An 11,786-nucleotide genomic window follows, 5' to 3' on the forward strand; every position below is an offset into this window, starting at 1 on the left:
ACAAAAGCTTACTAAAATGAAATTAGATACGTTGACAAGGTATATTAATTGCTATAAAATATAATCAATTATTTATAATTAAAAAGCTAAGAAGAGAAATAGTAAAAGATAGTATTTTTTACAGAGAGGAAACACTTGGTGAAAGTTTCTAAAAATTATTCTTTGAACCAGTCTCAGAGCTTAAGAATGGTAAAAAGTTCTTACGGGAAGGACCGTTATATCCTATAAAGAGAATTGATAAAATTACTTATCAATTAACTAGAGTGGTACCGCGGAAATATAACCTTTCGTCTCTATATTGAGATGAAGGGTTTTTTTGATTATAAAAAAATTCAATAGGAGGAAGAAAATATGAAAATGTCAAGAATGTTTATGCCTACTTTAAGAGAGGTTCCAGCAGATGCAGAAATAACTAGTCATCAGTTAATGATGAGAGCTGGTATGATAAAGAAAATGTCATCAGGGGTATACAATCAATTACCTATGGGAATAAGAGTTTTCAAAAAAATAGAAAATATAATAAGAGAAGAGTTAAACAAAAAGGGATGTCAAGAAATACTATGTTCTGCATTAATTCCAGCTGAATTATGGCAAGAGTCTGGAAGATGGGATGTAATGGGAGCAGAAATGTTTAGATTAAAAGATAGAAATACTAGAGATTACTGTTTAGGACCTACTCATGAAGAAGTTTTCACAGATATAATAAGACAAGAGATTACTTCATATAAACAATTACCTTTAAATTTATATCAAATTCAAACTAAATATAGAGATGAAAGAAGACCAAGATTCGGAGTAATGAGAACTAAGTCTTTCACTATGAAAGATGCATATAGCTTTGATACTGACGAAGCTGGATTAGATAAATCATATCAAGATATGTATGATGCATATACAGAAATATTTAGAAGATGTGGATTAGAAAATAGTCCAGTTCAAGCTGATTCAGGAGCTATAGGAGGATCAACTTCAGCAGAGTTTATGGTTAAATCTCCAGTAGGTGAAGATGAAATAGTATTCTGTACTGGTTGTGACTATGCAGCAAATATAGAAAAAGCTAATTCAGTAGACGATTTAAAAGCTAAAGAAGAAATGAGAGAATTAGAACCAGTTCATACTCCAGGAGTAACTACTATAGAACAATTATGTGAGTTCTTTAATACAACAGCAGATACATTTGCTAAAACATTAATATATGAAGCAGATGGAAAGACAGTTGTTGTTTTAGTAAGAGGAGATAGAGACGTTAATGAAGTTAAAGTTGCTAACGCTATAGGTGAAGTTATAGAATTTGATTTAGCAAGAGAAGAAGTAGTAAAAGAATTAACTAATGCTGAAGTAGGATTTGCTGGACCAATAGGAATGAAAGCAGATTATGTATTTATAGATAAAGAAGTAGCAGAGCAAAGTAACATAGGGGTTGGTGGAAATAAAACTGATTACCATATAAGAAATGCTAACTTTGGTAGAGATTTTGATGGTGTAGTTGGAGATTTCAGAAATGTACAAGAAGGAGATAAATGTACATGTTGTGGAGCACCACTTGAAATAGCTAGAGGAGTTGAAGTTGGTCATATATTCAAATTAGGTACAAAATACTCAGAAACTATGGGAGCTAAATATATAGATAAAGATGGTAAGAGTAAACCAATAGTTATGGGATGTTATGGTATAGGTGTTGAAAGAACTGCAGCAGCAGTTATAGAACAACATAATGATGACAATGGTATAGTATGGCCTTTAGCAATAGCTCCATATCATGTAGTTGTAGTTCCTGTAAATATAAAGAAAGCTGAGCATATGGAAGCAGCTGAGAAGATATACAATGAATTAACAGCTATGGGAGTAGAAGCATTATTAGATGATAGAGATGAAAGAGTAGGAGTAAAATTCAAAGACTCTGAATTAATAGGTATACCTATGAGAATAACAGTAGGTAAAGATATAACTGATGGAAAAGTTGAGTTTAAATTAAGAGACGAAGCAGAAAAAGAGTTAATATCTTTAGAAGAGATAAACGATAAAATAAAAGCTGAATTTGCTAAAAATGAAGTTAAGTTAGGATAGTTTAAATTAAAATAGTATATATAATCCACGAAGTTATTAACATTTTGAATAAAATGTGGATATATATACTATTTAATTTTGTATAAAAATACAATTATCCACAGGTGGAAAATTTAAAAAATAGGGTAACTATAGTAATAGTAATATAAAGTTTTTATTATAAATACTTATTAAGTTTGGTATTATAATAGATATTAAGATTATTTTAGGAGGTAAAGTTATGAACGTAAGAGTAAGATTTGCTCCAAGTCCAACAGGATTTGTTCATATAGGTAGTTTAAGAACTGCATTATACAATTATCTATTTGCAAAAAGAATGGGTGGAGAATACATATTAAGAGTTGAAGATACTGATAGAACTAGACTTGTTGATGGTGCAATAGAAAATATGCTAGAAGCAATGTCATGGGCAGGAGTTAACCATACAGAAGGAGTTATGTTAGATGAAAATAAAAATGTAACTCAAGTTGGACCATACGGACCATATATACAATCTGAAAGATTAGATATATACAAAGGTTATATCCAAGAATTATTAGATAGTGGAAAAGCATACTATTGTTTCTGTTCAAAAGAAAGATTAGATGAAGTTAGAGAGCAACAAAAAGAAGCTGGAGAAACTCCAAAGTATGATGGTCATTGTAGAAATTTATCAAAAGAAGAAGTAGAAGCTAAATTAGCAGCTGGTGAAGAACATGTAATAAGATTAAAATTACCTGAAAATCATGTTATAAAGTTTACTGATTTAGTAAGAGGTGAAACTGAATTTAATACTGATGAACTAGATGATCAAGTGCTTATAAAAACTGATGGATTCCCAACATACCATTTTGCAGTTGTTGTAGATGACCATATGATGAAAATAACACATGTTATAAGAGGAGAAGAATGGATATCATCTACTCCAAAACATGTATATTTATATGAAGCATTTGGATGGGAAGCTCCTACATTTGTACATCTTCCAAATATACTTAATAAAGAAAAGAAAAAATTAAGTAAAAGACATGGAGATGTTGCTGTAGAAGACTTCAAGAGAAAAGGATACTTACCAGAAGGATTAGTAAACTATGTTGCTTTAGTTGGTTGGTCTCCAGAAGATAATCAAGAATTATTTACTATGAAAGAATTAGAAGAACACTTCTCTGTTGAAAGAGTTTCTAAGAGTGGAGGAGTATTTGATACAGATAAATTAAATTGGGTTAATCAACATTATATAAAAGATGCTTCAGATGAATATATAACTGATTTAGCAATACCTTTCTTAATAGAAGCTGGATACATAACAGAAGAAGATGCTAAAAATAGATATGAGTTTGTAAAAGCTATGGTTTCTGTTGTTAAAGAAAAATTACAATATGTAAAAGAAGTAACAGATCACGTAAATATATTCTTTGGAGACAAAGTAGAGTTAGAAACAGAAGAATGTCAAGAATTCTTAAAATTAGAGCATATGCCAACATTAGTAAATGCATTAGAGGAAAAAATTAATGTTGCAGACGAAATAAGTGAAGAGTTCTTTAAGGCAATGTTTAAAGAAATACAAAAAGAACATGCAATAAAAGGTAAAAATTTATTCATGGGAACTAGAATAGTATTAACTGGACAAATGCATGGTCCAGATTTACCAAAAGCAGCAGCTGTTATAGGTAAACAAACATGTTTAAATAGAATAAAATATGTAAAAGAAAACTTATTATAGTAAAAAATCTCACCTTTATATTAGGTGAGATTTTTTTTATGTAGTTTTTTGAAGAAAGATTACAATCTAAAAATAAAGGAATTTTGAACAGTTAAACTAAATATATTTTAAATAGTTTATTATTAAAATAATGTATATTTTTAGGAGGATTGTATGAGTATAGATATTAACGAAATAAAGGAGGAACTAGATCAACTTTGTAAAGACTACGTAGACATAGTTAGTAAAATGAAAAACAATAAAATCATTAATGATGATATATATTTAAATTGTGTATCTAATAAAATAGAATTTTTAGAAAAAAATGAGATGGTTAAAACTAAATAGTTTGTTTATAAAAGCCCGAGGGTATAATAGTAGTACTATTAATTCGAGCGAATATAAATTATAATAGATTATATAGTTAGATTTATAAATTAAACAATGGTGAGGTGAATATTATGAAGTTATACAATACGTTAACTAGGACAAAAGAAGAATTTGTACCAATAGAAGAAGGAAAGGTAAAGATGTATGTTTGTGGACCTACAGTTTACAACTTCTTCCATATAGGAAATGCTAGACCCTTTATAATATTTGATACATTTAGAAGATATTTAGAATATAGAGGTTATGATGTAAAATATATTCAAAACTTTACTGATGTAGATGATAAAATAATAAAAAGAGGTAATGAAGAGGGAATAACTCCGGAGCAAGTTGCTGATAAGTACATAGATGAATATTTTAAAGATGCAGATGGATTAGGAATAAAAAGAGCTACTGTTCATCCAAGAGTTACTGATAATATCAATGAAATAATAGAATTTATAAAAGAATTAGAAGAAAAAGGATATGCTTATGCAGTAAACGGAGAAGTTTACTTTGATACTCAAAAGTTTGAAGGATATGGGAAATTATCTAAACAAAATCAAGAAGACCTAGAAGCAGGAGCAAGAATAGAAGTAAACTCTCAAAAAAGACATCCAATGGATTTCGTATTATGGAAACCTAGAAAAGAAGGGGAGCCAGGATGGGAAAGTCCATGGAGCGTAGGTAGACCAGGGTGGCATATAGAGTGTTCTGTTATGTCTAAGAGATACTTAGGAGACACTATAGATATACATGCTGGAGGGCAAGATTTAGCATTCCCACATCATGAAAATGAAATAGCTCAAAGTGAAGCTAGAAGTGGAAAAACTTTCTCTAACTACTGGATACACAATGGATATATAAATATAAATAATGAAAAAATGAGTAAGTCTAAAGGTAACTTCTTTACAGTAAGAGATATAGCAGATAAGTATGATTTAGAAGTTGTAAGATTCTTTATGCTATCAGCTCATTATAGAAATCCAGTAAACTTTAGTGATGAAATGTTATCTCAGTCAAAAGCTGGATTAGAGAGATTATACAATACAAAAGAAAAATTAGAATTTACATTAAGTAATTTAAAGGTAATAGATATAAAAGAAGACGAAAAAAGCTTAAGTGAAGAATTAAATTCATTTAGAGAAAAATTCATATCTGCTATGGATGATGATATAAATACAGCTGATGCTATAAGTGTTATATTTGAATTAGCTAGATTTATAAATACTAATGTAAATGAAGAATCATCAATAGCATTTGCTAAGAAATGTTTAGCTGAGTTTGAAGAATTAACTAATGTTCTAAATATAGTTAATAAAAAACAAGAAGAAGTTTTAGATGATGACATTGAAAAGTTAATACAAGATAGAGTGGATGCAAAGAAAAATAAAGATTTTGCATTAGCAGATGAAATAAGAAATAAGTTATTAGAAATGGGAATTGTTTTAGAAGATACAAGACAAGGAACTAAATGGAAAAGGGTGTAATAATGGAAAATGTAAACTTAGCTACGGTATCACCACTGGTTCTTGCTTATTTAGGCGATACTGTATATGAATCACATATAAGGGAGTATCTTATAAATAGAAATGTAAACAAGAAAGTTAATGATTTGCATAAGACAGCTATAAAATATGTAAAAGCTAAGGCTCAAGCAAATGTGATTCTTACTATTGAAGAATCATTGACTGAAGAAGAACACAGAATATATAAAAGAGGACGTAATCAAAAGTCTCATACTACACCTAAAAATGCGGATATTATAGACTATAAAAATGCTACTGGATTTGAAGCTTTAATAGGATATCTTCATATGAAAAAAGATTATGAAAGATTGAACTATATAATTCAAAAAGCAATTGAAATAACAGAAGAGAGCATATAATAAAAAAGAGCTATCTCTATGTAGAGATTAGCTCTTTTTTATGCTTATATAAAAATTTATGTTAATTTAAAAAACTCCATTTTTAGACGAAATAATGTATAATAATATAATAAACTATTAAAGGAGGTACACACATGAAAGTTAAAGTAATAGCACACACACCTGAACCAGAAAAGGTGATATCAATGGCAGCAAAATTATGTTATTCATCTGTAGGAGTAGATGAAATAGAACAAAATTTAACTGATGAAAGTGTAGAAAAATTTTTAAATATGTTAATAAATATAGGACATGAATCTCCGTTAGAGCATGTCACATTTACATTTGCTGTAGAAGGGATATCAAGAAGCTGTTCACATCAAATTGTTAGACATCGTATAGCAAGTTTTTCTCAACAAAGTCAAAGATATGTTAAGCTAGATCAATTCGAGTATATAGTTCCTCCTGAAATAGAGAGTATCGAGGAAGCTAAAGAACTATTTATAGATGCTATGAATAAGGATCAAGAATCTTATGATAAATTAGTGGATATATTATTTAAAAAACATTATAATAATTTAATCAAATCTGGAAAAAATGAGAAGGAAGCTAAAAGAAATGCAGAAAAGAAAGCAATAGAAGATGCAAGATATGTTTTTCCTAATGCATGTGAAACGAAAATGGTATTTACAATGAATACTAGAAGTTTATATAATTTCTTTAATCATAGATGTTGTGAAAGAGCACAATGGGAAATTAGAGAGTTATCTATAGAAATGTTAAGACAAGTAAGATTAATAGCTCCTATATTATTTAAGAATATAGGACCAAAGTGTATAAAAGGACCTTGTCCAGAAGGAAAAATGACTTGTGGAAATATTGTTCAAGTAAGAGAAAAGTTTAATAATTTATAGGCGGTGAAGATTTTGGCAATTATAGAAGGTAGAAATCCAGTTATAGAAGCTATAAAAAACGATAGAGAAATAGATAAAATAATGATAGCAAATGGAGCTAAAGAAGGCTCTATAAAAAAGATAACTGCAATGGCAAAAGAAAAAAATATAATAATACAATATGTAGATAGAAATAAATTAGATGAAATAAGTACTAGTCATTCACATCAAGGTGTAATAGCTAATGTTAGTGAATACAAATATTTTGAATTAGATGATTTAATTCAAAATGCAAAAGATAAGGGAGAAGACCCATTTTTTATAATATTAGATGAAATAACAGATCCTCATAATTTAGGATCAATAATAAGAACAGCTGACGCTGTAGGTGCTCATGGAGTTATAATTCCAAAGAGAAGATCAGTCCATATAACACCTACAGTTGTAAAGGCATCTGCAGGGGCTGTAGAGTATGTACCTGTTTGCAAGGTAACTAATATAGTTAACACAATAAAAACATTAAAAGAGCACGGTTTATGGATTGCAGCAGCAGATATGGATGGACAAACATTTTATGAGCAAAACCTAACAGGGCCTATAGGTTTAGTAATAGGAAGCGAAGGTTTTGGTATATCAAGGCTTGTTAAAAAGAATTGTGACTATATAGTGAAAATGCCTATGGTAGGAAATGTTACTTCATTAAATGCATCAGTTGCAGGAAGTATACTTTTATATGAAATATTCAAACAAAGAATAGGCTCTAAATAAGGTAATGAAAAGAAAGTTTAATCATTATCTAATAATTGATGGATATAATATTATAAATGCATGGGAAGAACTTAGACGTATTTCAGTAGAAGATTTAGATGCATCTAGGGAAAAATTAATTGATATAATCATTGAATATGCAGAGTTTTCAGGCCAAAAAGCCATTGTTGTTTTTGATGCATATAATGTTAAAAGCTCTATGGAAAAAATAGAAAAAAGAAAATATATAACAGTAGTTTATACAAAAGAACATCAAACAGCAGATAGTTATATTGAAAAATATATAACATCTTTATCTAAGTATGATGTTGTTAAAGTAGCTACAAATGATTATGCTGAACAACAAATAGTATTAGGTAAAGGAGCATCTAGAATATCAGCTAGAGAGCTTAAATTAGACATAGAAGACGCTAAAAACAAGATAAGAAGTAAGCAAATAGGGTCAGAGCGCAAAATTCAAAGAAATTGGTTAGAAGATAGATTAGATAAAGAAACTTTGTCGAAACTTGAGAACATTCGTAGAAACCGTTGAAATTACTAAGTTTAATAAACTATAATATACCTATGAAATTAAGTAATGGGGGATAGTAAAATGTTAGTAGCTAAAGAAAATAATTTTGGGTTTATAAATAATTCTCAGCAAGATGAATATGAAATAGTATTAAAAGCAAACAAAGGGGACACAATAGCACTGGAGTATATAATTACCAAGTATAAAAACTTTGTTAAATCAAAGGCAAAGTCATACTTTTTAGTAGGAGCGGATAAAGAAGACATAATCCAAGAAGGTATGATAGGACTTTACAAAGCTATAAGAGATTTTGACGGTACTAAAACAAACTCTTTTAAGTGTTTCGCAGAGATATGTATAACAAGGCAAATTATAACAGCAATAAAAACAGCAACAAGACAAAAACATATACCACTTAACTCTTATGTATCTTTGAACAAGCCTATATATGATGAAGAATCAGATAGAACTTTATTAGATATAATAGCAACAAGTATAATTACTGATCCAGAAGAATTAATAATAAGCAAAGAGGAACTTAAAAATATAGAATCAAAGATGAATGAAATTTTAAGTAAGTTGGAGCTAGAAGTTTTAGAATTGTACTTAAATGGCAAGTCTTATCAATACATAGCAGATAAATTGGATAGAGATGTTAAGTCTATTGATAATGCGTTACAAAGAGTGAAGAGAAAATTGGAAAAATATCTTGAAAACAGAAATAATTAATAGTAAAATACTTAGCATAAGCTTAATGTAAGCATTAACAAATATACAAAGGGAGGAATTCAAAATGGCTAAAGCTAAATTTGAAAGAAACAAGCCACATGTTAATATAGGAACAATAGGTCACGTTGACCACGGTAAAACTACATTAACTGCAGCTATAACAAAAACATTATTCGATAGATATCAATTAGGAGAAGCAGTAGACTTCGCTAATATAGATAAAGCTCCAGAAGAAAGAGAAAGAGGAATCACAATATCAACTGCTCACGTTGAATATGAGACTCCAAACAGACATTACGCTCACGTTGACTGCCCAGGACATGCTGACTACGTTAAGAACATGATAACAGGTGCTGCTCAAATGGACGGTGCTATATTAGTTTGTTCTGCAACTGATGGACCAATGCCTCAAACAAGAGAGCATATATTATTATCAAGACAAGTTGGTGTACCATACATAGTAGTATTCTTAAACAAATGTGATATGGTAGACGATGAAGAATTATTAGAGTTAGTTGAAATGGAAGTTAGAGACTTATTAAACGAGTACGAATTCCCAGGAGATGACACTCCAATAGTAAGAGGATCTGCTTTAATGGCATTACAAGATTCTTCTTCAGAGTGGGGAGATAAGATAGTTGAATTATTCGAGCAAATAGACGAATATATACCAGCTCCAGAGAGAGATGTAGATAAAGACTTCTTAATGCCAGTAGAAGACGTATTCTCTATAACAGGTAGAGGAACAGTTGCTACAGGTAGAGTTGAAAGAGGAGTATTAAAGGTTCAAGACGAAGTTGAACTAGTAGGTTTAGCTGAAGAGCCAAGAAAAATGGTAATAACAGGAGTAGAAATGTTCAGAAAGTTATTAGACCAAGCACAAGCTGGAGATAACATAGGAGCATTAATAAGAGGTGTACAAAGAAATGAAATAGAAAGAGGACAAGTTTTAGCTAAGCCAGGAACTGTTAAGCCTCACACTAAGTTCAATGCAGAAGTATACGTATTAAAGAAAGAAGAAGGTGGAAGACATACTCCATTCTTCGATGGATACAGACCTCAATTCTACTTCAGAACAACTGACGTAACAGGAGCTTGTAAGTTACCAGAAGGTGTAGAAATGGTTATGCCTGGAGATAACATCCAAATGAATATAGAGTTAATAAACTCAATAGCAATAGAAGAAGGATTAAGATTCGCAATAAGAGAAGGTGGAAGAACAGTAGCATCAGGTGTTGTTTCTTCTATAATAGAGTAATTCTCTTACCTTAAATATAAGTTTAAAAAACTAAAAAAAAGAGGGGGATATCCTCCTCTTTTTTTAACTTGAAACTAACAAAAACATTGACATGCCTACTAATTTATGATAATTTATATGAGGTGATGATTCAAAAACGATAAATTGAACCTATTATACAGAGTAGGCAATAAAGTTAACAATATATATATTGTATTTACGAGTTGGAGGTGTAGCAGATGAGAGTTAAAGTAACTTTAGCATGTACAGAGTGTAAGCAAAGAAACTACAACACTACTAAAAACAAAAAGAATAACCCAGATAGAATAGAATTACAAAAATATTGTAGATTCTGTAAGAAGCATACTGCTCATAAAGAAACAAAATAGTTTTTATTAAGGATGTGAGTGTGGAATGGCTGCCCAAATAAATGAAAGTCCAAGAACTAAAAAGAAATTTAGTTTCGTTAGATATGTTAAGGAAACTAAAAGTGAATTAAAAAGAGTTACGTGGCCAACAAAGAAAGAGCTTTTAAAAAACACAGGAGTTGTTTTAACTGTTGTTGTTTCGGCTACTATCTTAGTATGGGCTTTAGATAGTGTATTATCTGGTGCACTAAATCTAATACTAAAATAGAAAGGGAGAATCAGAATGTCGGAATTACAAGAGGCTAGATGGTATGTAGTACATACTTATTCAGGTCATGAAAATAAAGTTAAAGCAACAATTGAAAAAGCTGTTAAAACTAGAGGTATGGAAGATTGCATAACTCAAGTAGTTGTCCCTACTGAAGATGTAGTTGAGACTACAAAAACTGGGAAAGAAAAAACTAGACAACGTAAGGTATTTCCAGGGTACGTACTAGTAAAAATGGTTATTACTGATGAATCTTGGTATGTCGTAAGAAATACTAAAGGGGTTACTGGATTTGTAGGACCAGGTTCTAAGCCAGTTCCTTTAAGTGAAGAAGAAGTAATAGCTATGGGCATAGATACAGCTGTTCCTAAATTAGTAAGCGGAGACATAAATTTTGAAATTGGCGAAGTAATAAAGGTTGCTAACGGTCCTTTTGAAGGACAAATAGGAACTATAGAAGAGATAGACCTGGAATCAAAAGAAGTAAAAGTGTGTATAGATGCTTTTGGTAAAAAAACTCTATTTGCAATAGACTACAAAGGCATAGAAAAATATAACTAGAGAATAAATAATCTGAGGAGGTGCGCTCAATGGCTAAAAAAGTTATAGGTCAAATAAAATTACAAATACCTGCAGGGAAAGCTACACCAGCTCCACCAGTTGGACCAGCATTAGGACAACACGGTGTTAACATAATGGGATTCACAAAGGAATTCAATGCTAAAACTGCAGATCAAGCTGGGATGATAATACCAGTTGTTATAACTGTATATCAAGATAGATCTTTCAGTTTCATAACAAAAACTCCTCCAGCTGCAGTATTATTAAAGAAAGCTGCTGGATTAGATACTGCTTCAGGAGAGCCAAATAAGAAGAAGGTTGCTACTTTATCTTCAGCTAAGGTAAGAGAAATAGCTGAGTTAAAAATGCCTGACTTAAACGCTGCTTCAGTAGAATCTGCTATGAGAATGATAGCTGGTACTGCAAGAAGTATGGGTATCGTTGTTGAAGACTAATTAATATTAGAT

At 30.4% G+C, this 11,786-nt stretch carries 14 protein-coding genes and 1 other annotated feature; all 14 genes read left to right on the top strand.

What is annotated here, in order from left to right:
• The first annotated feature begins 79 nt into the window (after nucleotides 1-79).
• Nucleotides 80-298: a binding site (T-box leader), on the top strand.
• 53 nt (nucleotides 299-351) lie between these two features.
• The 14 genes from ACN6I1_RS15005 to rplK all read left to right on the top strand — a co-directional run bounded on the left by ACN6I1_RS15005 (nucleotide 352) and on the right by rplK (nucleotide 11,774).
• Nucleotides 352-2,067 carry a proline--tRNA ligase gene (locus ACN6I1_RS15005; protein ID WP_419742322.1) on the top strand — a complete coding sequence of 572 codons (1,716 nt, stop codon included), beginning with the start codon at nucleotides 352-354 and terminating at the stop codon, nucleotides 2,065-2,067.
• 220 nt (nucleotides 2,068-2,287) lie between these two features.
• Nucleotides 2,288-3,769: a glutamate--tRNA ligase gene (gltX, locus tag ACN6I1_RS15010; protein WP_419742323.1), complete on the top strand. Its 1,482-nt coding sequence runs from the start codon at nucleotides 2,288-2,290 to the stop codon at nucleotides 3,767-3,769.
• A gap of 153 nt (nucleotides 3,770-3,922) precedes the next feature.
• A complete protein-coding gene (locus ACN6I1_RS15015; protein ID WP_021428173.1) occupies nucleotides 3,923-4,096 on the top strand; it encodes a hypothetical protein in 174 nt (57 codons plus the stop codon).
• Between the two features lie 113 nt (nucleotides 4,097-4,209).
• The gene (gene cysS, locus ACN6I1_RS15020; RefSeq protein WP_419742324.1) at nucleotides 4,210-5,607 is read left to right on the top strand and encodes a cysteine--tRNA ligase; all 1,398 of its coding nucleotides are present in this window, start codon (nucleotides 4,210-4,212) and stop codon (nucleotides 5,605-5,607) included.
• The gene (locus tag ACN6I1_RS15025) at nucleotides 5,592-6,005 is read left to right on the top strand and encodes a Mini-ribonuclease 3 (RefSeq protein WP_025162206.1); all 414 of its coding nucleotides are present in this window, start codon (nucleotides 5,592-5,594) and stop codon (nucleotides 6,003-6,005) included. Before cysS ends, ACN6I1_RS15025 begins: the two co-directional genes overlap by 16 nt.
• A 134-nt stretch (nucleotides 6,006-6,139) precedes the next feature.
• Nucleotides 6,140-6,898, top strand: a complete 759-nt coding sequence (thyX, locus tag ACN6I1_RS15030; RefSeq protein WP_419742325.1) for an FAD-dependent thymidylate synthase — start codon at nucleotides 6,140-6,142, stop codon at nucleotides 6,896-6,898.
• Nucleotides 6,899-6,910: 12 nt separating this feature from the next.
• The gene (gene rlmB, locus ACN6I1_RS15035; protein WP_021431488.1) at nucleotides 6,911-7,645 is read left to right on the top strand and encodes a 23S rRNA (guanosine(2251)-2'-O)-methyltransferase RlmB; all 735 of its coding nucleotides are present in this window, start codon (nucleotides 6,911-6,913) and stop codon (nucleotides 7,643-7,645) included.
• A gap of 4 nt (nucleotides 7,646-7,649) precedes the next feature.
• Nucleotides 7,650-8,177, top strand: a complete 528-nt coding sequence (locus ACN6I1_RS15040; protein WP_419742326.1) for an NYN domain-containing protein — start codon at nucleotides 7,650-7,652, stop codon at nucleotides 8,175-8,177.
• 60 nt (nucleotides 8,178-8,237) lie between these two features.
• Nucleotides 8,238-8,885 (top strand): RNA polymerase sporulation sigma factor SigH, encoded by a 648-nt coding sequence (gene sigH, locus ACN6I1_RS15045; RefSeq protein ID WP_021428164.1) that lies wholly within the window; start codon nucleotides 8,238-8,240, stop codon nucleotides 8,883-8,885.
• A 64-nt stretch (nucleotides 8,886-8,949) separates the two neighbouring features.
• Nucleotides 8,950-10,143: an elongation factor Tu gene (tuf, locus tag ACN6I1_RS15050; RefSeq protein WP_021428171.1), complete on the top strand. Its 1,194-nt coding sequence runs from the start codon at nucleotides 8,950-8,952 to the stop codon at nucleotides 10,141-10,143.
• Nucleotides 10,144-10,361: 218 nt separating this feature from the next.
• A complete protein-coding gene (gene rpmG, locus ACN6I1_RS15055; protein WP_021121979.1) occupies nucleotides 10,362-10,511 on the top strand; it encodes a 50S ribosomal protein L33 in 150 nt (49 codons plus the stop codon).
• A gap of 25 nt (nucleotides 10,512-10,536) precedes the next feature.
• Nucleotides 10,537-10,758 carry a preprotein translocase subunit SecE gene (gene secE / locus ACN6I1_RS15060; protein WP_021428169.1) on the top strand — a complete coding sequence of 74 codons (222 nt, stop codon included), beginning with the start codon at nucleotides 10,537-10,539 and terminating at the stop codon, nucleotides 10,756-10,758.
• A 15-nt stretch (nucleotides 10,759-10,773) separates the two neighbouring features.
• Nucleotides 10,774-11,319 (top strand): transcription termination/antitermination protein NusG, encoded by a 546-nt coding sequence (nusG, locus tag ACN6I1_RS15065; RefSeq protein WP_025161504.1) that lies wholly within the window; start codon nucleotides 10,774-10,776, stop codon nucleotides 11,317-11,319.
• Nucleotides 11,320-11,348: 29 nt separating this feature from the next.
• Nucleotides 11,349-11,774: a 50S ribosomal protein L11 gene (gene rplK / locus ACN6I1_RS15070; protein WP_025161505.1), complete on the top strand. Its 426-nt coding sequence runs from the start codon at nucleotides 11,349-11,351 to the stop codon at nucleotides 11,772-11,774.
• The last annotated feature ends 12 nt before the right edge of the window (nucleotides 11,775-11,786 follow it).

This window comes from Paraclostridium dentum, assembly GCF_048568265.1.
Classification (GTDB): Bacteria; Bacillota; Clostridia; order Peptostreptococcales; family Peptostreptococcaceae; genus Paraclostridium; species Paraclostridium dentum.

Bases quoted from the DNA above. Each gene is read 5' to 3' on its own strand.
- secE (WP_021428169.1), top strand. From the start codon at position 10,537: ATGGCTGCCCAAATAAATGAAAGTCCAAGAACTAAAAAGAAATTTAGT.
- ACN6I1_RS15025 (WP_025162206.1), top strand. From the start codon at position 5,592: ATGGAAAAGGGTGTAATAATGGAAAATGTAAACTTAGCTACGGTATCA.
- ACN6I1_RS15040 (WP_419742326.1), top strand. From the start codon at position 7,650: ATGAAAAGAAAGTTTAATCATTATCTAATAATTGATGGATATAATATT.
- ACN6I1_RS15005 (WP_419742322.1), top strand. From the start codon at position 352: ATGAAAATGTCAAGAATGTTTATGCCTACTTTAAGAGAGGTTCCAGCA.
- nusG (WP_025161504.1), top strand. From the start codon at position 10,774: ATGTCGGAATTACAAGAGGCTAGATGGTATGTAGTACATACTTATTCA.
- gltX (WP_419742323.1), top strand. From the start codon at position 2,288: ATGAACGTAAGAGTAAGATTTGCTCCAAGTCCAACAGGATTTGTTCAT.
- thyX (WP_419742325.1), top strand. From the start codon at position 6,140: ATGAAAGTTAAAGTAATAGCACACACACCTGAACCAGAAAAGGTGATA.
- sigH (WP_021428164.1), top strand. From the start codon at position 8,238: ATGTTAGTAGCTAAAGAAAATAATTTTGGGTTTATAAATAATTCTCAG.
- tuf (WP_021428171.1), top strand. From the start codon at position 8,950: ATGGCTAAAGCTAAATTTGAAAGAAACAAGCCACATGTTAATATAGGA.
- ACN6I1_RS15015 (WP_021428173.1), top strand. From the start codon at position 3,923: ATGAGTATAGATATTAACGAAATAAAGGAGGAACTAGATCAACTTTGT.
- rpmG (WP_021121979.1), top strand. From the start codon at position 10,362: ATGAGAGTTAAAGTAACTTTAGCATGTACAGAGTGTAAGCAAAGAAAC.
- rplK (WP_025161505.1), top strand. From the start codon at position 11,349: ATGGCTAAAAAAGTTATAGGTCAAATAAAATTACAAATACCTGCAGGG.
- cysS (WP_419742324.1), top strand. From the start codon at position 4,210: ATGAAGTTATACAATACGTTAACTAGGACAAAAGAAGAATTTGTACCA.